The organism is Streptomyces sp. NPDC001410 (genome assembly GCF_042895235.1).
Classification (GTDB): Bacteria; Actinomycetota; Actinomycetes; order Streptomycetales; family Streptomycetaceae; genus Streptomyces.
In genome coordinates this window covers 277,011-296,614 of record NZ_JBIAWE010000002.1, presented here as the reverse complement: position 1 = coordinate 296,614, position 19,604 = coordinate 277,011, and the positions used below count along the sequence as shown (strand labels likewise).

16 protein-coding genes are annotated in these 19,604 nt (G+C 69.9%); 13 read left to right on the top strand and 3 right to left on the bottom strand.

The annotated features are described in order from the left end of the window. Window positions 1–11: 11 nt before the first annotated feature. From ACFY3C_RS04875 to ACFY3C_RS04830, 10 genes are all read left to right on the top strand, one after another. Window positions 12–1,952: an acetyl/propionyl/methylcrotonyl-CoA carboxylase subunit alpha gene (locus ACFY3C_RS04875; RefSeq protein ID WP_390769704.1), complete on the top strand. Its 1,941-nt coding sequence runs from the start codon at window positions 12–14 to the stop codon at window positions 1,950–1,952. Continuing rightward, entirely contained in the window at window positions 1,949–2,890 is a 942-nt protein-coding gene (locus tag ACFY3C_RS04870; protein WP_390769703.1) for a hydroxymethylglutaryl-CoA lyase, read from the top strand. Before ACFY3C_RS04875 ends, ACFY3C_RS04870 begins: the two co-directional genes overlap by 4 nt. 5 nt (window positions 2,891–2,895) lie before the next feature. Further along, entirely contained in the window at window positions 2,896–4,056 is a 1,161-nt protein-coding gene (locus ACFY3C_RS04865) for an acyl-CoA dehydrogenase family protein (protein WP_390769702.1), read from the top strand. A gap of 618 nt (window positions 4,057–4,674) precedes the next feature. Continuing rightward, window positions 4,675–5,148 carry a hypothetical protein gene (locus tag ACFY3C_RS04860; RefSeq protein ID WP_390769701.1) on the top strand — a complete coding sequence of 158 codons (474 nt, stop codon included), beginning with the start codon at window positions 4,675–4,677 and terminating at the stop codon, window positions 5,146–5,148. Window positions 5,149–5,409: 261 nt separating this feature from the next. After that, window positions 5,410–6,456 carry an ABC transporter substrate-binding protein gene (locus ACFY3C_RS04855; RefSeq protein ID WP_386580149.1) on the top strand — a complete coding sequence of 349 codons (1,047 nt, stop codon included), beginning with the start codon at window positions 5,410–5,412 and terminating at the stop codon, window positions 6,454–6,456. Window positions 6,457–6,503: 47 nt separating this feature from the next. Then, window positions 6,504–7,325: a siderophore-interacting protein gene (locus ACFY3C_RS04850; protein ID WP_390769700.1), complete on the top strand. Its 822-nt coding sequence runs from the start codon at window positions 6,504–6,506 to the stop codon at window positions 7,323–7,325. A 113-nt stretch (window positions 7,326–7,438) separates the two neighbouring features. Further along, on the top strand, window positions 7,439–8,905 hold the full coding sequence (gene desA, locus ACFY3C_RS04845) for a lysine decarboxylase DesA (protein ID WP_390769699.1): 1,467 nt from the start codon (window positions 7,439–7,441) through the stop codon (window positions 8,903–8,905). After that, entirely contained in the window at window positions 8,889–10,184 is a 1,296-nt protein-coding gene (locus tag ACFY3C_RS04840) for a lysine N(6)-hydroxylase/L-ornithine N(5)-oxygenase family protein (RefSeq protein WP_386580155.1), read from the top strand. The genes desA and ACFY3C_RS04840 overlap by 17 nt, the downstream gene beginning before the upstream one ends. Further along, the gene (locus ACFY3C_RS04835) at window positions 10,181–10,720 is read left to right on the top strand and encodes a GNAT family N-acetyltransferase (protein ID WP_386580156.1); all 540 of its coding nucleotides are present in this window, start codon (window positions 10,181–10,183) and stop codon (window positions 10,718–10,720) included. The genes ACFY3C_RS04840 and ACFY3C_RS04835 overlap by 4 nt, the downstream gene beginning before the upstream one ends. Next, entirely contained in the window at window positions 10,717–12,486 is a 1,770-nt protein-coding gene (locus tag ACFY3C_RS04830; RefSeq protein ID WP_390769698.1) for an IucA/IucC family protein, read from the top strand. The genes ACFY3C_RS04835 and ACFY3C_RS04830 overlap by 4 nt, the downstream gene beginning before the upstream one ends. A gap of 54 nt (window positions 12,487–12,540) precedes the next feature. On the opposite strand, the gene ACFY3C_RS04825 is transcribed toward ACFY3C_RS04830, so the two are convergent. After that, on the bottom strand, window positions 12,541–14,142 hold the full coding sequence (locus tag ACFY3C_RS04825) for a beta-N-acetylhexosaminidase (protein WP_390769697.1): 1,602 nt from the start codon (window positions 14,140–14,142) through the stop codon (window positions 12,541–12,543). Between the two features lie 62 nt (window positions 14,143–14,204). On the opposite strand from ACFY3C_RS04825, the gene ACFY3C_RS04820 reads away from it, so the two are divergent. After that, window positions 14,205–15,086 (top strand): DUF4429 domain-containing protein, encoded by an 882-nt coding sequence (locus tag ACFY3C_RS04820; RefSeq protein ID WP_390769696.1) that lies wholly within the window; start codon window positions 14,205–14,207, stop codon window positions 15,084–15,086. Between the two features lie 25 nt (window positions 15,087–15,111). On the opposite strand, the gene ACFY3C_RS04815 is transcribed toward ACFY3C_RS04820, so the two are convergent. After that, window positions 15,112–16,680 (bottom strand): purple acid phosphatase family protein, encoded by a 1,569-nt coding sequence (locus tag ACFY3C_RS04815; protein ID WP_390769695.1) that lies wholly within the window; start codon window positions 16,678–16,680, stop codon window positions 15,112–15,114. A gap of 165 nt (window positions 16,681–16,845) precedes the next feature. Between ACFY3C_RS04815 and ACFY3C_RS04810 the strand changes: the two genes are divergently transcribed. Then, window positions 16,846–17,103 carry a hypothetical protein gene (locus ACFY3C_RS04810; protein WP_386580165.1) on the top strand — a complete coding sequence of 86 codons (258 nt, stop codon included), beginning with the start codon at window positions 16,846–16,848 and terminating at the stop codon, window positions 17,101–17,103. 38 nt (window positions 17,104–17,141) lie between these two features. Next, window positions 17,142–18,959 (top strand): glutamine--fructose-6-phosphate transaminase (isomerizing), encoded by a 1,818-nt coding sequence (gene glmS / locus ACFY3C_RS04805; protein WP_386580167.1) that lies wholly within the window; start codon window positions 17,142–17,144, stop codon window positions 18,957–18,959. 67 nt (window positions 18,960–19,026) lie between these two features. Here glmS and ACFY3C_RS04800 read toward each other — a convergent pair whose 3' ends face one another. Next, on the bottom strand, window positions 19,027–19,587 hold the full coding sequence (locus ACFY3C_RS04800) for a GPR1/FUN34/YaaH family transporter (protein ID WP_386580168.1): 561 nt from the start codon (window positions 19,585–19,587) through the stop codon (window positions 19,027–19,029). Window positions 19,588–19,604 lie beyond the last annotated feature (17 nt).

The window sequence follows — 19,604 nt, the reverse complement described above, 5'->3', positions numbered from 1 at the left end:
GGAGGGGAACCGTGTTCGACACAGTGCTGGTGGCCAACCGGGGCGAGATCGCCGTACGCGTCATCCGTACGCTCCGCTCGCTGGGTGTGCGCTCGGTGGCGGTCTTCTCCGACGCCGACGCGGATGCGCGGCACGTACGGGAGGCCGACACGGCGGTACGGATCGGTCCGGCGCCCGCGGCCGAGAGCTATCTGTCGGTGGAGCGGCTGCTGGAGGCCGCCGCCCGCACCGGCGCCCAGGCCGTCCACCCCGGGTACGGCTTCCTCGCCGAGAACGCGGGCTTCGCGCGCGCGTGCGAGGAGGCAGGGCTGACCTTCATCGGCCCGCCCGCGGACGCGATCGCCCTGATGGGCGACAAGATCCGGGCCAAGGAGACGGTGAAGGCGGCCGGGGTGCCGGTCGTGCCGGGTTCCAGCGGCAGCGGGCTCTCCGACGCCGAGCTGGCCGACGCGGCCCGGGAGATCGGGACCCCCGTGCTGCTCAAGCCCTCGGCGGGCGGCGGCGGCAAGGGCATGCGCCTGGTGCGGGACGTGACCCGGCTGGAGGAGGAGATCGCGGCCGCCCGCCGCGAGGCCCGCGCCTCCTTCGGCGACGACACGCTCCTGGTGGAGCGGTGGGTCGACCGTCCCCGGCACATCGAGATCCAGGTGCTGGCGGACGGCCATGGCAACGTGGTCCACCTCGGCGAGCGCGAGTGCTCGCTGCAGCGCCGGCACCAGAAGATCATCGAGGAGGCGCCGAGCGTGCTCCTCGACGAGGAGACCCGGGCCTCGATGGGCGAGGCGGCCGTCCAGGCGGCGCGCTCGTGCGGGTACCGGGGCGCGGGCACGGTGGAGTTCATCGTGCCGGGCGGCGACCCGTCCTCGTACTACTTCATGGAGATGAACACCCGCCTCCAGGTGGAGCACCCGGTCACGGAACTGATCACTGGGCTCGACCTGGTCGAGTGGCAGCTACGGGTGGCGGCCGGGGAGCGGCTGGGCTTCGCGCAGGAGGACGTCCGGCTGACCGGGCACGCGGTCGAGGCCCGGATCTGCGCCGAGGACCCCGCGCGCGGGTTCCTCCCGTCGGGCGGCACGGTGCTGCTCCTGAACGAGCCGCAGGGCGAGGGCATCCGCACCGACTCCGGGCTCAGCCAGGGCACCGAGGTGGGCAGCCTGTACGACCCGATGCTGTCCAAGGTCATCGCGTACGGCCCCGACCGGGAGACGGCGCTGCGCAAGCTCAGGGCCGCCCTCGCCGAGACCGTGACGCTGGGCGTGCAGACCAACGCGGGCTTCCTGCGACGGCTGCTGGCCCATCCGGCCGTGGTGTCGGGCGAGCTGGACACCGGTCTGGTCGAGCGGGTGGTGGACGAGCTGGTCGCCACGGACGTCCCGGAGGAGGTGTACGAGGCGGCGGCCGCCGTACGGCTGGAGGAGCTGCGGCCTCGCTCCGAAGGCTGGACCGACCCCTTCTCGGTACCGAGCGGCTGGCGCCTCGGCGGGACCCCGAAGCAGCCCGCGTTCGACCTGCGCGTGACCGACCCGGTCACATACGCCCCGCGAGGCGCCCACACCGTCACCGACGACCGGGTGTCCGTCACCCTCGACGGCGTCCGGCACTCCTTCCACCGGGCCGGTGACTGGATCGGCCGGGACGGCGACGCCTGGCAGGTGCGCGACCACGACCCGGTGGCCGCCTCCCTCACCGGGGCCGCGCACGCGGGCGCCGACTCGCTGACCGCGCCCATGCCCGGCACGGTGACCGTGGTGAAGGTGGCCGTCGGTGACGAAGTGACCGCGGGCCAGAGCCTGTTGGTGGTCGAGGCGATGAAGATGGAGCACGTCATCTCCGCCCCGCACGCCGGCACGGTCGCCGAGCTGGACGTGACCCCGGGAGCGACGGTCGCCATGGACCAGGTACTCGCCGTGATCGCACCCCACGACAAGGAAGGCGCGGTGGCGGAATGAGCGCCGACGGACTGCCCGTGGTCGTACCGGCCCAGGACCTGCCCCAGCGGGTGCGGATCCACGAGGTCGGCGCGCGGGACGGGCTCCAGAACGAGAAGATGACCGTGCCGACGGAGATCAAGGCGGAGTTCATCCGCCGGCTCGCCGACGCCGGTCTGACCACCATCGAGGCGACGAGCTTCGTGCACCCCAAGTGGGTGCCCCAACTCGCCGACGCCGAGCAGCTGTACCCGCTGGTCGACGGCCTCGGTGTCGAACTCCCCGTGCTGGTGCCCAACCAGCGCGGCCTGGACCGGGCGCTGGCGCTCGGCGCCCGCCGGATCGCGGTGTTCGCCAGCGCCACGGAGTCCTTCGCGAAGGCCAACCTCAACCGGACGGTCGACGAGTCACTGGCCGTGTTCGACCCGGTGGTGCGGCAGGCGAAGGACCAGGGCGCGCACGTGCGCGGCTACGTCTCCATGTGCTTCGGCGACCCCTGGGAGGGTGCGGTCCCGCTCCACCAGGTGGCCCGCGTCTGCAAGGCGCTGACGGACATGGGCTGCGACGAGCTGAGCCTAGGGGACACCATCGGGGTCGCGACCCCGGGCCACGTCCTCGAACTCCTCTCCCTGCTCAACGAGGAGGGCGTGCCGACCAACGTCATCGGCGTGCACTTCCACGACACCTACGGCCAGGCACTGGCCAACACCTACGCGGCACTGGAACACGGGGTCACGACGATCGACGCCTCCGCCGGGGGTCTCGGCGGCTGCCCCTACGCCAAGTCCGCGACCGGCAACCTCGCCACCGAAGACCTCGTGTGGATGCTGCAGGGCCTCGGCATCGACACCGGAGTCGACCTCGGCCGACTAGTCGCCACCAGCGTCTGGATGGCCGCCCACCTGGGCCGACCCAGCCCGTCTCGCACCGTCCGAGCCCTGTCCCACAAGGAGCAGTGATCACCATGGACCACCGACTCTCCCCCGAACTCGAAGAACTCCGCCGCACGGTGGAGGAGTTCGCCCACGACGTCGTGGCGCCGAAGATCGGTGACTTCTACGAGCGGCACGAGTTCCCGTACGAGATCGTCCGCGAGATGGGCCGCATGGGTCTGTTCGGGCTGCCGTTCCCGGAGGAGTACGGCGGCATGGGCGGCGACTACCTGGCCCTCGGCATCGCCCTGGAGGAACTGGCCCGCGTCGACTCGTCCGTGGCCATCACCCTGGAGGCGGGCGTCTCGCTGGGCGCCATGCCGCTGCACCTGTTCGGCACCGAGGCGCAGAAGCGCGAGTGGCTCCCCCGCCTGTGCACGGGCGAGATCCTGGGCGCGTTCGGCCTGACGGAGCCGGACGGCGGCTCGGACGCCGGGGCCACCCGCACCACGGCCCGCCTGGACCCCGACACCGACGAGTGGGTCATCAACGGCACGAAGTGCTTCATCACCAACTCCGGCACGGACATCACGGGATTGGTGACGGTCACGGCGGTCACCGGCCGCAAGCCGGACGGCAGGCCGCAGATCTCGGCGATCATCGTCCCGTCGGGCACCCCCGGCTTCACGGTCGCCGCCCCCTACTCGAAGGTCGGCTGGAACGCCTCGGACACCCGCGAACTCTCCTTCCAGGACGTCCGTGTCCCCGCCGCCAACCTCCTGGGCGAGGAGGGCCGGGGCTACGCCCAGTTCCTGCGCATCCTCGACGAGGGCCGCATCGCCATCGCGGCGCTCGCGACCGGCCTGGCCCAGGGCTGTGTCGACGAGTCGGTCAAGTACGCCAAGGAACGCCACGCCTTCGGCCGGCCCATCGGCGCCAACCAGGCCATCCAGTTCAAGATCGCGGACATGGAGATGAAGGCCCACACGGCCCGCCTCGCCTGGCGCGACGCGGCCAGCCGCCTGGTCTCGGGCGAACCCTTCAAGAAGGAAGCCGCCCTCGCCAAGCTCTACTCCTCCACGGTCGCCGTCGACAACGCCCGCGACGCCACCCAGATCCACGGCGGCTACGGCTTCATGAACGAGTATCCGGTGGCCCGCATGTGGCGCGACTCCAAGATCCTGGAAATCGGCGAGGGCACCAGCGAGGTCCAGCGGATGCTGATCGCTCGGGAGCTGGGGCTGGTGGGCTGAGACAGCTCCACTCTTGCGCAGCAACCGACTGCCCCCGCGGACGGAGGCGGCCCACCCCTTGCCCCCAGGATCGGGGGGTGGGCCGCCTCGGCCGTGGGGGCTGGGTCAGCGGGTGGCGCGGATCACCACCGTGAGGACGGGCGAGGCCGCTGACGGCTGGCTCTGCCCGATGTTGCCGGACGCTTGGTGTACTCATCCGCCGACGCCGGGGTGGTGCGCTGCCAGTACCGGTCACCGTGTGGAGAAGCGGGGCCCGCACATCTGCGTGGTGGTCCTCCAAGCGGCGCGGAGGCGCACGTCAGGAGAGTACTGCCGGGAACTGGGGGCGCATCCCGGACGAGCCTGTGCACAGGACGGCGGCGGAGGCGATGACCTCGGCGCGTCGGCTCTGACGTTTCCTCTGGGGCGCAGAGGACCGTTCGAGGCGCAGTGTTACTCCTCCCGGGTAGCAATCAGCACCGGCGCGACTCGGCCTCGGCCCCGGTGGAATCTACGACCCGACCACCGCCGCCGAACGCGTCCAGGGAGTCCACGGTTCTGCCCGGTCTCTGCCCGGGTGGGCAGATGCCCCTCGGCGCTACGCGGCCTCGTGCTCGGAAACGAGAGGAACGAAAGCGGATGCAAACCAAGTGCGGGGGCTTCACCTGGGTCGGCAGAAGCCTCGCCGTGGCGACCGGAGCCCTTCTCGCCGGGGGTCTCATGGCCCCGGCCGCGATGGCCCAGAGCGGCCCCGTCGGTGGCGAGAAGTGCAAGCCGGCACGCACCATCAGTTCCGAGGTCAAGGACTTCGGGAACTTCAACCCGACCGAGATCCACGTGGCAACGAACACGAAGGGGGACGCCTTCCTCAATGACAGCCGGAACCCGGGTGTCTGGGTGAACCTCGACGCCATCGCCGGCACCCCGTCCTGCGTGGTGGGCAGCTCCGTGGGCATCGACGAGAGCCCCGAGGACGTCCACGTGACCCTGCTGGCCTCGACCGGGGTGGCCTACGAGGCCGTCTGCCGCCTGACCGCCACTCCGTTCGACGCGTCGAACCTGGTGGCGGCCTGCGGCACCGGGTTCGCCCCGATTCCCGGCACGCCCGTGTGATACCCCTCAGCCGCCCTCAGCGCCCCCTCGCCCCTCAGGTGCGCGGGGGCGCTGAGGGCGGCTTCGAAGTACCGGACGCGGGGCCTTTCGGGTTGTCGAGGTGAGTACGCCCTCGCGCCAACGGCTGTGCAGAGGAGGGCGGTTCACGCCCGACCGCCGCGGGTGACCGGGACCAGCCTCTGGACATGTACTGAGGTTAGGCTAACCTACCTTCGAACTTGTCCGGCGGGCGCTCCGCCCCGTTCGAAAGCAGTCACACCCATGTCCAACGCCCGTGCCACCCACCTCACTCGCCGCGGCCTGCTCGCCGCGGGCGGCGCCCTCGGACTCGGCGCGGCACTCGCCGCCTGCGGGGACGACAAGGGGAAAGACTCGGACTCCGGGAAGGCGGCCGACAGCGGCAAGTCCGGCCCCTGGAGCTTCAAGGACGACCGCGGCACGACGGTGAAGCTGGACAAGGTCCCCGCGAACATCGTCGCGTTCACCGGAGTCGGCGCCGCGCTGTACGACTACGGCATCCAGGTCAAGGGCGTCTTCGGCCCGACGAAGACCAGCGCCGGCAAGGCCGATGTCCAGGCCGGCGACATGGACGTCAGCAAGCTCACGGTCCTCGGCAACACCTGGGGCCAGTTCAACATCGAGAAGTACGCGGCCCTCGCGCCTGACGTGCTCATCACGACGATGTTCGACGGCGCCGGCACCCTCTGGTACGTCCCGGGCGAGTCCAAGAAGAAGATCGCCCAGCTGGCGCCCAGCGTCGGCATCTCCGTCTACGACCGTCAGCTCACCCAGCCGCTGCAGCGCATGTGGGAGCTGGCCGAGTCGCTCGGCGCCGACATGAAGGCGGCCGCCGTCACCGACGCGAAGAAGCGGTTCGAGGATGCCGCCGCCCGGCTGCGCACCGCGGCCAAGGCCAAGCCCGGCATCAAGGTGATGGCCGGCTCCGCGAGCGACCAGCTCTTCTACGTCTCCGGCACCAACCTCTCCATCGACCTGGAGTACTTCAAGGCCCTCGGCGTGAACTTCGTCGAGCCCCCGGAGAGCGCCAAGAAGCAGGGCGGCGGCTGGTACGAGTCGCTGAGCTGGGAGAACGTCGACAAGTACCAGGCCGACATCATCATGATGGACGACCGTTCCGCGACGATCCAGCCGGCCGACATCACCAAGGCCACCTGGAAGAAGCTGCCCGCGGTGAAGGCGGGTCAGGTCATCGCACGCTCGCCCGAGCCGATCCTGTCGTACGACAAGTGCGTACCGCTGCTGACGAGCCTGGCGCAGGCCCTGGAAAAGGCCAAGAAGGTCAGCTGAACCCCTCCCCTCGCATCCCTTCCTGAATCCCAGCCTCAGGAGACCCCATGACTACGGCCGTAGCCGCCCCGTTCCGCTTCTTCTCTCTTCAGGTCGTACGGACGAGGCGGCTCGGGCCGTCTCTGGTCCGGGTCACCTTCACCGGTGCCGATCTGCACGCCTTCCACTCCGACGGGCGTGACCAGTCCCTGTCGCTCTTCCTGCCGCACCCGGGGCAGACCGAACCCGTCGTACCGCTGGAGCTGGGGGACGGATGGTGGCAGGGATGGCGTGAACTGCCCGACGACGTACGGGCGGTGATGCGCTCGTACACACTGAGGGCGCTGCGCCGGGACCCCGACGAGATCGACATCGACTTCGCGCTGCACACGCCCGCCGGGCCCGCCTCCCGCTGGGCCTCCCGGGCCGCCGCCGGTGACCGGGTCCTGCTGCTCGGGCCGGCGATCGCGGACAACCGGGCGATCCGGTTCCGGCCGCCGGCCGACACGGATCTCGTCGTCCTCTGGGGCGACGAGAGCGCCGTGCCCGCCGCCACCGCCATCCTCGAGTCCCTCCCGGCCGGCACCCGCGTCCGCGCCTGGCTGGAGGTGCCGCACGCCGGTGACATGCAGGACGTGGCGACCGAGGCGGACGCGGAGGTCACGTGGCTCGTACGGCACGACAGCTCCCCCGTGGCCGTCGACGTCGTACAGGACGCTCAACTCCCCGTCGCCGAACGGCCGTACGCGTGGATCGCCGGTGAGTCCGGGCGGGTGAAGGAGCTGCGTCGGCACTTCGTCGGCGAGCGCGGGTTCGACCGGCGGCATGTCACCTTCGTCGGCTACTGGCGCCAGGGCATGACGGAGGAACAGCTCCGCACCGCCGAGTAACTCCCTTTGAAGTGACGGCAGTCACGGCACAGGCACGCCTTGACCCATAGAGCTTAGGTTAGGCTAACCTAAGCTATCTCCCCGCACGGACAGTCCCCTCGGAGGACCCCCACATGCGCTCGCACCTGCTCAATGGCCTCACCGCGGAGCACTACCGCCGCTCCGTGACCGAAGGAGTCGAGCGGGTGGCGGCCAAACTCGCCACCACCGACCGTCCGTTCACCGGCGTCACCGTGGACGCCCTCGCCCCCCGCATCGACGCGATCGACCTCGACCGGCCACTGGGCGACTCCGCCGCGGTCCTGGACGAGCTGGAGGACCTCTACCTCCGGGACGCGATCTACTTCCACCACCCCCGCTACCTCGCCCACCTCAACTGCCCGGTCGTCATCCCGGCGGTGCTCGGCGAGGCCGTGCTCTCCGCCGTCAACTCCTCCCTGGACACCTGGGACCAGTCCGCCGGCGGCACCCTCATCGAGCGGAAGCTGATCGACTGGACGGCCGAGCGCATCGGCCTCGGCCCGGCCGCCGACGGCGTGTTCACCTCCGGCGGCACCCAGTCCAACCTCCAGGCGCTGCTGCTGGCGCGGGAGGAGGCCAAGCCAGGGCGGGCAGGGTGGGAAGAGGGGGGCTGCATCCCCAAACTGCGCATCTTCGCCTCCGAGGTCAGCCACTTCAGCGTGAAGAAGTCGGCGAAACTGCTCGGGCTGAGCCCGGAATCCGTGGTCTCCATCCCGGTGGATCACGACAAGCGGATGCAGACCCTCGCCCTCGCCCACGAGCTGGAGCGCTGCAGGAAGGACGGCCTCGTCCCCATGGCCGTCGTCGCCACCGCCGGCACCACCGACTTCGGGTCCATCGATCCGCTGCCGGAGATCGCGGAGCTGTGCGCCCAGTTCGGAGCCTGGATGCACGTGGACGCGGCCTACGGCTGCGGTCTGCTCGCCTCGCTCAGGCACCGGGACCGCATCGACGGCATCGAGCGCGCCGACTCGGTCACCGTCGACTACCACAAGTCCTTCTTCCAGCCGGTGAGTTCCTCCGCCGTGCTGGTCCGGGACGCCGCCACCCTGCGCCACGCCACCTACCACGCGGAGTACCTGAACCCGCGCCGCATGGTGCAGGAGCGCATCCCCAACCAGGTCGACAAGTCCTTGCAGACCACCCGCCGCTTCGACGCCCTCAAGCTGTGGATGACGCTGCGGGTGATGGGCGCCGACGGCATCGGCGAACTGTTCGACCAGGTGTGCGAGCTGGCCCAGGAGGGCTGGAAGCTGCTCGCCGCCGACCCCCGTTACGACGTCGTCGTGGAGCCCTCGCTCTCCACCCTCGTCTTCCGCTGCATCCCGGCGGCCGTCACCGACCCGGCCGAGATCGACCGCGCCAACCTGTACGCCCGGCGGGCCCTGTTCGCCTCCGGCGACGCCGTGGTCGCGGGCACCAAGGTCGGCGACCGCCACTACCTGAAATTCACCCTGCTCAACCCCGAGACGACGACGGCCGACATCGCCGCCGTCCTCGACCTGATCGCCGGCCACGCCGAGCAGTACCTGGGAGAGTCCCTTGACCGCGCGTCCTGAAGCACCGACACCTTCTCCTGCGATCCACGACTTCGTGGGGATCGGGCTCGGCCCCTTCAACCTCGGCCTCGCCTGCCTCACCGAGCCGATCGCCGAACTGGACGGAGTCTTCCTGGACTCCAAGCCCGGCTTCGAGTGGCACGCGGGCATGTTCCTCGACGGTGCCCATCTGCAGACCCCGTTCATGTCGGACCTGGTCACACTGGCCGACCCGACCTCGCCGTACTCCTTCCTCAACTACCTGAAGGAGAAGGGCAGACTGTACCCGTTCTACATCCGCGAGAACTTCTATCCCCTGCGCGTCGAGTACGACGACTACTGCCGCTGGGCGGCGAGCAAGCTCGGCAGCGTCCGCTTCAACACCACGGTCACCGAGGTGACGTACGAGGAGGAGCGGTACGTCGTTCGCACCCAGGGCGGGGAAACGTTTCACGCCCGGCACCTGGTGCTCGGCACGGGAACGGTCCCCTCCGTCCCGCAGCCGTGCCGCGACCTGGGCGGCGACGTCATCCACACCTCCCAGTACATGCACCGCAAGGCGGAGCTGCAGGCCAAGAAGTCCATCACCGTCGTCGGCAGCGGGCAGAGCGCGGCGGAGATCTACTACGAGCTGCTCTCCGAGATCGACGTCCACGGCTACGACCTCAACTGGGTCACCCGCTCCCCGCGCTTCTTCCCCCTCGAATACACCAAGCTGACGCTGGAGATGACCTCTCCGGACTACATCGACTACTTCCGCGCGCTGCCCGAGGAGACCCGCTACCGGCTGGAGAAGCAGCAGAAGGGCCTGTTCAAGGGCATCAACTCGGACCTGATCGACGCGATCTTCGACCTGCTCTACCAGAAGAACGTCGAGAGCGGCGACCGCCCGGTCCCCACCCGGCTGCTCACCAACTCCTCCCTGCAGAGCGCCGTTCACGAGGACGGCTCCTACACGCTCGGTTTCCACCAGGACGAGCAGGACAAGGACTTCGAGATCCGCACCGAGGGGCTGGTGCTGGCCACCGGCTACCACTACGAGCCCCCGGCCTTCCTCGCCCCGCTGCGCGACCGGCTCCGCTTCGACGGCCACGGCCGCTTCGACGTCGCCCGCAACTACGCGATCGACGTGACGGGCCGCGGCGTCTTCCTCCAGAACGCCGGCGTCCACACCCACAGCATCACCAGCCCCGACCTGGGCATGGGCCCGTACCGGAACTCGTACATCATCCGTGAGCTGCTCGGCACGGAGTACTACCCGGTCGAGAAGACCATCGCCTTCCAGGAGTTCTCGGTATGACCAGCCCGACCACGACCTTCACGTTCCGCCCCCTCGACCCCCTGAAGGACGCCGAGCTGCTGCACTCCTGGGTCACCCACCCGAAGGCCGCCTTCTGGATGATGCAGGACGCGAAACTGGAGGACGTCGAGCGGGCCTACATGGAGATCGCCGCCGACGAGCACCACCACGCCCTGCTCGGGCTGCGGGACGGTGTGCCCGCCTTTCTGATGGAGGTGTACGACCCCGCCCACCGAGAGCTGGTCGGCCTGTACGAGCCGCGGCCCGGTGATGTCGGCATGCACTTCCTCACGCCCGCGACCGACATGCCCGTGCACGGGTTCACGCGGTCCGTCATCACCGCCGTCATGGCCCACCTCTTCGAGGACCCGGAGGTGGAGCGGGTGGTCGTCGAGCCCGACGTGCGCAACAAGGCCGTGCACGCCCTGAACGAGGCCGTCGGGTTCGTGCCCGAGCGGGAGATAAGGAAGCCGGAGAAGCGGGCGTTGCTGAGCTTCTGCACGCGGGAGCAGTTCGCGAAGGCGGTGGCCGCATGAGCCTCCCCGACGCCGTGGCCCATCTGTCCCCGGAGCGCTGGGACACCGCCAACCGGCTGCTGGTGCGCAAGGCGCTCGCCGAGTTCACGCACGAGCGGCTGATCACGCCGGAGCGGGAGGGCGACCGGTACGTCGTCCGCAGCGACGACGGGCTCACCGTCTACCGGTTCGCGGCCACCCTGCGCGGCCTCGACCACTGGGCGGTCGACGCCGACTCGATCACCCGTCATCGCGCCGGGACCGAACTCCCCCTGGCCGCACTGGACTTCTTCGTCGAGCTGCGGCAGGCGCTGGGGCTGAGCGACGAGATCCTGCCCGTCTACCTGGAGGAGATCTCCTCCACCCTCTCCGGCACCTGCTACAAGCTGACCAAGCCGAAGGTCACCTCCGCCGAGCTGGCGCGGAGCGGCTTCCAGGCGATCGAGACCGGGATGACCGAGGGCCACCCCTGCTTCGTCGCGAACAACGGGCGGCTCGGCTTCGGCATCCACGAGTACCTGTCGTACGCCCCGGAGACCGCGAGCCCCGTCCGGCTGGTGTGGCTTGCCGCGCACCGCTCGCGGGCGGCGTTCACGGCGGGGGCCGGGATCGAGTACGAGGACTTCGTCCGGCAGGAGCTGGGGGCGGCCACCGTAGAGCGGTTCCACGGGACGCTCACGGAGCAGGGCCTCGACCCCGCCGACTACCTGCTCATACCCGTCCACCCCTGGCAGTGGTGGAACAAGCTCAGCGTCACCTTCGCCGCCGAGGTGGCCCGCCGGCACCTGGTGTGCCTGGGCGAGGGCGACGACGAGTACCTGGCCCAGCAGTCCATACGGACCTTCTTCAACACCTCCGACCCGCACAAGCACTATGTGAAGACGGCCCTGTCCGTCCTCAACATGGGCTTCATGCGCGGGCTTTCGGCCGCCTACATGGAGGCGACCCCGGCGATCAACGACTGGCTCGCCCAGCTCGTCGAGAACGACGGCGTGCTGAAGTCGACCGGCCTCACGATCATCCGGGAGCGGGCGGCCGTCGGCTACCGGCATCTGGAGTACGAGCAGGCCACCGACCGCTACTCGCCGTACCGCAAGATGCTGGCCGCGCTGTGGCGGGAGAGCCCGGTGCCGTCGCTGCGGGAGGGCGAGTCCCTCGCGACGATGGCGTCCCTGCTGCACGTGGACCACGAGGGCGCCTCGTTCGCGGGCGCGCTGATCGCGCGGTCGGGCCTGGCGCCCGCCGAGTGGCTGCGGCAGTACCTGCGGGCCTACTTCACCCCGCTGCTGCACAGCTTCTACGCCTACGACCTGGCCTTCATGCCGCACGGCGAGAACGTGATCCTCGTCTTGAAGGACGGTGCGGTCGAGCGGGCGATCTACAAGGACATCGCCGAGGAGATCGTCGTCATGGACCCGGACGCGGTGCTGCCGCCGGAGGTGCGGCGGATCCGTGTCGAGGTGCCCGAGGACCAGAAGCTGCTGTCGATCTTCACCGACGTCTTCGACTGCTTCTTCCGGTTCCTGGCCGCGAACCTCGCCGCCGACGGGATCCTGGCGGAGGACGGTTTCTGGCGCACGGTCGCGGAGGTCACCCGTGAGTGCCAGGAGGCGACACCGGAGCTGGCGGACAAGTTCCGGCAGTACGACATGTTCGCCCCGGAGTTCGCGCTGTCCTGCCTGAACCGGCTCCAGCTGCGCAACAACCGGCAGATGGTGGACCTGGCGGATCCGTCCGGCGCGCTCCAGCTGGTCGGGAACCTGAAGAACCCCATCGCCGGGTTCTGACAGACGGACGGGCACCCCTGAGTACGGTCCTCAGGGGTGCCCGTCGGACGTGGGTCAGCTCGTCGGCCAGGGCACCTGGGGCGACCTGTAGTAGGTGATCCCGAGGGCGGTCCAGCGCGGGCCCTGGGCCGCGAGGCGCACCTTGTAGCGGGCCCAGTCATGGGTGGCCGCCGGGGACCAGCCCAGCTCGGCCGCTCCCGCCAGCCGCGGGAAGGCCATGTACTCGATGTCGGCGGACTTGGTGAGCGTCTCGGACCACAGCGGCGCCTCGACGCCCTTGACGGCCGAGGCGGGTGCTCCGGGGAGGTAGGCGCCCGGGTTCCAGTCGTAGGAGCGCTTCACCTCCACGTAGCCCGCCCACTTGGTGCCCAGCCTGGTGTTCCTGGTGTACTTCATGTCGAGGTAGACCCGGTCGGCCGGGGACAGGATCAGCCCGGTGCCGTTCTGGGCCGCCTTGGCCACCTGGGCCTTCTCGGCCGCGCTGGTGCCGTCCACGCCCCAGTACTGGGCGAGGGCGCCCTGGGCGGGGGTGGCGCCGGTCAACTGGTGCCAGCCGATGACCTTCTTGCCGTACTTGGCGACGATCGGCTGCACGCGGTTCATGAACTTCACGTAGTCGGCGTGGCTGGTGGAGTGCGCCTCGTCGCCGCCGATGTGCAGGTAGCGGCCCGGAGTGAGGGCGGCCAGCTCGCGGATGACGTCGTCCACGAAGGTGTACGTCACCTCCTTGGGCACGCACAGCGAGCTGAAGCCGACGTCGGTGCCGGTGTACAGCGGGGGTGCGGTGCCGTTGCAGTTGAGCTGTGCGTAGGAGGCGAGGGCCGCGTTGGTGTGGCCGGGCATGTCGATCTCGGGGACGACCTCCAGGTAGCGGGAGCCGGCGTAGCGGACGATCTCCTGGTAGTCGGCCTTGGTGAAGTGGCCGCCGTGGCCGCCGCCGACCTGGGTGGAGCCGCCGTAGGTGGCCAGGCGCGGCCAGGAGTCGACGGCGATGCGCCAGCCCTGGTCGTCGCTGAGGTGCAGATGCAGCGTGTTGATCTTGTAGAGGGCCAGCTGATCGATGTAGCGCTTGACCTGGGCGACCGTGAAGAAGTGCCGGGAGACGTCCAGCATGGCGCCGCGGTAGCCGTAGCGCGGGCGGTCCTCGATGGTGCCGCCGGCGATCCGCCAGGGGCCGGACTGGACGGTCTTCTTCTCGATCGAGGCCGGGAGCAGCTGACGCAGGGTCTGGACGCCGTGGAAGAGGCCGGCCGGGGTGCGCGCGGTGAGGGAGACGCCGTGGGGTCCGCTGCTGAGGCGGTAGCCCTCTGCGCCGAACGGCCCGTCGGCCAGGTGGAGTCGGATGCCGCCGGTGCCCTGCGCGGTGAGCGGCAGCGGATAGCCGGTGGACGGGCGCAGGATGCCGGCGAGGTAGGCGCCGATCCGGCGGACCTCGGCCGAGTCGTCGACGCGGAGCTGGGTGGCGCCGGTGATGCGGTACGGGGATCCGGCGGGCCTGACCGAGGCGGGCGCGGGGACCACCCGGTCCAGCGGGGTCGTCGCGGCGGCGCTCGGGACGGGTGCGGCGCCGACGGTGAACACACCTGCGGCCGCCAGAAGCAGCAGGGACCCGAGGATCCGGGTGAGTCGGGGAGTCGTGCTGTGGTTCGGTCTCACATGCGCTCCCTTCACGAGTGGTAAAGACCACTCTCCCGCAGATCCGGTGAAACAATCCCCGCATGGCGGAAATCATCCAGAGGGACGGCACCTGGGCCTTCGACGGCGACGCCCTCAGGCTGACCCCGGGCCGGGACAGGAACATCGGTCTGTTGCGCGGCACGCTGGGTGAACTCGTCGTACCGCTGGGAGCGTTGGCGGGGGTCTCGTTCGAGCAGGGGAAGAAGTCCGGGCGGCTGAGGCTGCGGCTGCGCGACGGCGCCGACCCGCTGCTGCACGCCACCGGCGGCCGGCTCACCGAGCCGCACGACCCCTATCAGCTGACCGTGGAGTCCGACCGGTACGGCGTCGCCGAGTACTTCGCGGACGAGGTCCGAGGCGCCCTGCTGCTGGACGGGGTTTCACCGGACCCGGTCGACGGTTACCTGCTGCCGGGGCCGTCCGTGCCGCTGTCCGCCTCGGCCGGGGACGGCACGGCGGGCTTCGACGGCGAGCAGGTGCGGCTGGAGTGGAACTGGAAGACGGAGGACGCGAAGGCCGCCACCGGGCCCCGTACGATCCCGCTCAGCGAGATCACGGCCGTGGAGTGGCAGCCGGCGGCGGGCCTGGAGAACGGTCATCTGCGCTTCACCGTGCGCGGCGCGCCCGCCACCGCACCGGCGAAGTACGACCCCAACGCCGTCGAGCTGTGGGGCTTCAAGAGGGACCCGCTGATGGCCCTGGTCGCGGCCGCCGTACAGGCCAGGCTGCCGCACCCGTCGGCGCCGCCCGCCGAGACGGACGTACGCCCCGAGCCGCCGCGGCTCACGAAGGCGTCCCCCGCCGAGGACGATCACGACGCGTTGCTGCGGCGGCTGCGGGAGCTGGGCGAGCTGCACCGCTCGGGAGTGCTGACGGACGAGGAGTTCACCCTGGCCAAGCAGGCGGTCCTGCGACGCATGTAGCGGACCGCCTGCTGCCGGAGACGCCCTACTTGGCCCGGCGTGCCACCGTGAAGTGGTCGATCCGGTCACCGGTCTCGGCGATGCCCTGGACCTTCAGGGTGGTGTAGCGGCCCTTCGGCGCGGGGGTGACGTCCACGCGCAGGAAGGAGTAGTTCAGGTAGCGCACGCGCGACCAGGTGACGGTCTCGGGCTGCCGGGCGCCGTCCTTGAGGCAGATGAACGAGGACACGGAGTCGACCTCGTTCTCGTTGCCCTCGTAGGAGTCCGGGGCGGTGAAGGCGTACAGGCTGCGGCCCGCCGCACCGGCGGTGACGTAGACCACGCCCTCGGTCTCGGGGTACGCGGTGCCGCCGATGGGCAGCTTCTTGGTGACCTCGCCGCCCTTGATGACGTCGGTGCGCTCGTACTGGTGGTTGTGGCCGTTGATGACCAGGTCCACCTGGTACTTGTCGAACAGCGGCACCCACTCCTGGCGCACGCCCCCCTCCGAGGCGTGCGCCTTGGACGTGCAGTACGCGCAGTGGTGGAAGAACACGATGACGAAATCGATGTCGTCGCAGGCCCGGAACTTCTTCAGCTGGGCCTCGAACCACTTGGTCTGGGTTCCGCCGGATATGCCCAGGTTCGCCGGGATCTCGAAGGAGATGTCGTTGGGGTCCAGCGAGATGATCGCCGTGTTGCCGTAGACGAACGAGTAGACGCCCGGGAGGTTCTCCGGGTCCGGGCCGTTGTCCGGGAGCGTCCAGCGGGCCTCCTCGCCGCCGTAGCCGTTGGGCGAGTACCAGGCCTCCATGTCGTGGTTGCCGTACGAGACCATCCACGGGATCTGCTTGGCGACCGACTCGGTCTGGTACAGGAACTGGTCCCAGGTGCGCGAGTCGAACCCGGTGTCGGTGGTCTTGCCCTGGCCGGCCGGGTCGCCGTAGGCGATGTCGCCGGCGTGCAGGTGGAAGGCCGGGTTCTGGCCGAGGATCAGGCTGTCGTTGGCCAGGGCGTGGTAGCTGACGCCCTGGTCGCCGAAGGCGGTGAACGTGAACGGCTCGCTGCGGGCGGGGGCGGTGGTGAAGGTGCCCAGGGTGCCCAGCAGGTGCCGCTCGGCCGGGTCGAAGCCGTCGTGACCGACGCCGTAGTAGTACGTCCGGCCGGGGCGCAGGTGGGTGAGCTGGGCGTGCAGGTAGTACTGCGTGTGGTCGCCGCTCGCGCCGACACCGGCCGGGGTGTAGAGGCTGCGGACCTCGGCCTCGATCTTGCGGGAGAGGTCCCAGGGGTTGGCGCCGATGCGGATGAAGGGGTTCTTGACGGCGACCGGGACCTGCCAGGAGACGGTCATCTCGGAGCGCGGGTCGTTGCCGTAGGCGAGGTGGCGGCCGAAGGGGGCGACGAGGGCGCCGTCGACCTCCTCGGCGGCGGAGGCGCTGCGCCGGCTCGGTACGGCGGCCTGGGCGGTGCCGCCCGGTACGAACGCGCCGCCCGTGACGGCGCCCACAGTGACGGCACCGCCTCTGATCATGGTGCGCCGCGAGAATCTGGCGCGCAGGTACTCATGCTGCTCGGCCATGCTCATGCGCTCGGCCAGCTTCTCGGGTACTCCCATACGAGGAATGTCCATGGCGTCTGAAACTCGTGGGTCCGGGCGACGCAGCACAAGACGCAGGATGGACAGCTTGCGAACAGAGCCCCATGAGAGTTTCAACATGCACGTGCCCGGAATCGGGCACGATTCTTGCGAAACTCGCGCCGGTAGCCCAGGATCTACCGGGTGCACGAGGAACTTGTCGATCACCTGACGCGGTCCACGCCCCTGAACCGGGGCGAGGCGCTGCGGGTGATACAGGACGTGCTCGCCTACTTCGACGAGACGACGCAGGACTACGTCCGTCGCCGCCACCGAGAACTGCAGGCCCAGGGCCTGCAGAACACGGAGATCTTCGATCGGATCGAGGCGGACCTGAAATACCGGGCGGTCGCACCGCCGGAGCTGACGCTCCGGCAGCTGCGCCGCATGGTCTACGGCTGAGAACCAGCCAGGAACCACGGACTGAGGAATACCTATATATGTGCGGAATTGTCGGATACATCGGCAAGCGTGACGTGGCGCCCCTGCTCCTGGAGGGCCTGCAGCGCCTGGAGTACCGCGGCTACGATTCCGCGGGCATCGTCGTCACCTCCCCGAAGACGGCCGGCCTGAAGATGGTCAAGGCCAAGGGCCGGGTGCGCGACCTGGAGGCCAAGGTCCCCGCGCGCTTCAAGGGCACCACCGGTATCGCCCACACCCGCTGGGCCACCCACGGCGCCCCCTCCGACGTGAACGCCCACCCGCACATGTCGGCCGACCAGAAGGTCGCCGTCGTGCACAACGGCATCATCGACAACGCCGCCGACCTGCGCCGCAAGCTGGAGGCGGACGGTGTCGAGTTCCTCTCCGAGACCGACACCGAGGTGCTCGTCCACCTGATCGCCCGCTCGCAGGCCGAGAAGCTGGAGGACAAGGTCCGCGAGGCCCTCCGGGTCGTCGAGGGCACCTACGGCATCGCGGTGATGCACGCCGACTTCTCCGACCGCATCGTGGTGGCCCGCAACGGCTCCCCGGTCGTCCTCGGCATCGGCGAGAAGGAGATGTTCGTCGCATCGGACATCGCCGCCCTGGTCACCCACACCCGGCAGATAGTGACGCTGGACGACGGCGAGATGGCCACCCTCAAGGCCGACGACTTCCGCACCTACACCACCGAGGGCACCCGTACGACGGCCGAGCCGACCACCGTGGAGTGGGAGGCGGCCTCCTACGACATGGGCGGCCACGACACGTACATGCACAAGGAGATCCACGAGCAGGCCGACGCCGTGGACCGCGTGCTGCGCGGCCGCATCGACGACCGCTTCTCCACCGTGCACCTCGGCGGCCTGAACCTGGACGCCCGCGAGGCGCGCAAGATCCGCCGCGTGAAGATCCTCGGCTGCGGCACCTCGTACCACGCGGGCATGATCGGCGCCCAGATGATCGAGGAGCTGGCCCGCATCCCCGCCGACGCCGAGCCGGCCTCCGAGTTCCGCTACCGCAACGCGGTCGTGGACCCCGACACCCTCTACGTCGCGGTCTCCCAGTCCGGTGAGACGTACGACGTCCTCGCCGCCGTCCAGGAGCTGAAGCGCAAGGGCGCCCGGGTGCTCGGCGTGGTCAACGTGGTCGGCTCCGCGATCGCCCGCGAGGCGGACGGCGGCATCTATGTGCACGCCGGCCCCGAGGTCTGCGTGGTCTCCACGAAGTGCTTCACCAACACCACGGTCGCCTTCGCCCTGCTCGCCCTGCACCTCGGCCGCACCCGTGACCTCTCGGTCCGCGACGGCAAGCGGATCATCGAGGGCCTGCGCAGGCTGCCGGGTCAGATCGCCGAGATCCTGGAGCAGGAGGAGGAGATCAGGAAGCTGGCGGAGCAGTACGCCGACGCCCGCTCGATGCTCTTCATCGGCCGCGTCCGGGGCTACCCGGTGGCCCGCGAAGCCTCCCTGAAGCTCAAGGAGGTCTCCTACATCCACGCCGAGGCCTACCCCGCCTCCGAGCTGAAGCACGGCCCGCTGGCCCTCATCGAGCCCGCCCTGCCCACGGTGGCGATCGTCCCCGACGACGATCTGCTGGAGAAGAACCGCGCCGCCCTGGAGGAGATCAAGGCCCGCAGCGGCAAGATCCTCGCGGTGGCTCACCAGCGCCAGGAGAAGGCCGACGAGACGATCGTCGTCCCGAAGAACGAGGACGAGCTGGACCCGATCCTCATGGGTATCCCGCTCCAGCTGCTGTCATACCACACGGCAAAGGTCCTGGGCCGCGACATCGACAAGCCGCGGAACCTCGCCAAGTCGGTGACGGTCGAGTAGTCGGCCGCGACAGAACTGACCCCCACGTGTGCCACCTTCACGTGGGGGTCAGTTCGTGCTGCTCGACTCAGCCGGCGGCCGTCACCCCCCGGCCCGCAGCACGCCCGGGAAGCGCCGTCGGCCAGTGCGCGAGCGCGGCCGTCGCCGCGTACCACGCCACCGCACCGGAGACCGCGGCCACCCAGCCGCCGACCTTCGCGAGGGAGGAGCTGTCGGCGAAGGCCGCGACGGCGAGCACCAGCATCGCCAGGAACAGCAGCCCGTGCATGACCTGGCCCAGGGTGTCCCCGCCCGCGAGGGTCAGGGTGAGCGCCACGAGGGCGAACAACAGCAGGAACAGGCCGGCCGCGTTGGCCGACATCTGACCCGCGACGGCCCAGGTGAACCAGAGCGCGCCGAGGGCGACGAAGCCGGTGCCGGAGGCGCTGTCACCGGCACGGAAGGCCAGGAGACCGATGAGGAAGAGGGCGACGCCGCCCACGTAATGAGCCAGTGACACGGCGTCGGATGCCCCCACGCCGTCGATCACGCCGGTGGTACCGAGCCCGAACGCCAACAGGGTGACACCCAGGGCGAGTCGGCCGACCACGGTGGTGTTTCCGCTTCCCGCGGAGACGTCGTTGTCCACTGCGGGCTCCCTTCATG

Excerpts from the sequence above, each read along its gene's own strand:
- ACFY3C_RS04870 (WP_390769703.1), top strand. The coding sequence starts at position 1,949 with ATGAGCGCCGACGGACTGCCCGTGGTCGTACCGGCCCAGGACCTGCCC.
- ACFY3C_RS04865 (WP_390769702.1), top strand. The coding sequence starts at position 2,896 with ATGGACCACCGACTCTCCCCCGAACTCGAAGAACTCCGCCGCACGGTG.
- ACFY3C_RS04860 (WP_390769701.1), top strand. The coding sequence starts at position 4,675 with ATGCAAACCAAGTGCGGGGGCTTCACCTGGGTCGGCAGAAGCCTCGCC.
- ACFY3C_RS04855 (WP_386580149.1), top strand. The coding sequence starts at position 5,410 with ATGTCCAACGCCCGTGCCACCCACCTCACTCGCCGCGGCCTGCTCGCC.
- ACFY3C_RS04850 (WP_390769700.1), top strand. The coding sequence starts at position 6,504 with ATGACTACGGCCGTAGCCGCCCCGTTCCGCTTCTTCTCTCTTCAGGTC.
- desA (WP_390769699.1), top strand. The coding sequence starts at position 7,439 with ATGCGCTCGCACCTGCTCAATGGCCTCACCGCGGAGCACTACCGCCGC.
- ACFY3C_RS04835 (WP_386580156.1), top strand. The coding sequence starts at position 10,181 with ATGACCAGCCCGACCACGACCTTCACGTTCCGCCCCCTCGACCCCCTG.
- ACFY3C_RS04830 (WP_390769698.1), top strand. The coding sequence starts at position 10,717 with ATGAGCCTCCCCGACGCCGTGGCCCATCTGTCCCCGGAGCGCTGGGAC.
- ACFY3C_RS04820 (WP_390769696.1), top strand. The coding sequence starts at position 14,205 with ATGGCGGAAATCATCCAGAGGGACGGCACCTGGGCCTTCGACGGCGAC.
- ACFY3C_RS04815 (WP_390769695.1), bottom strand. The coding sequence starts at position 16,680 with ATGGGAGTACCCGAGAAGCTGGCCGAGCGCATGAGCATGGCCGAGCAG.
- glmS (WP_386580167.1), top strand. The coding sequence starts at position 17,142 with ATGTGCGGAATTGTCGGATACATCGGCAAGCGTGACGTGGCGCCCCTG.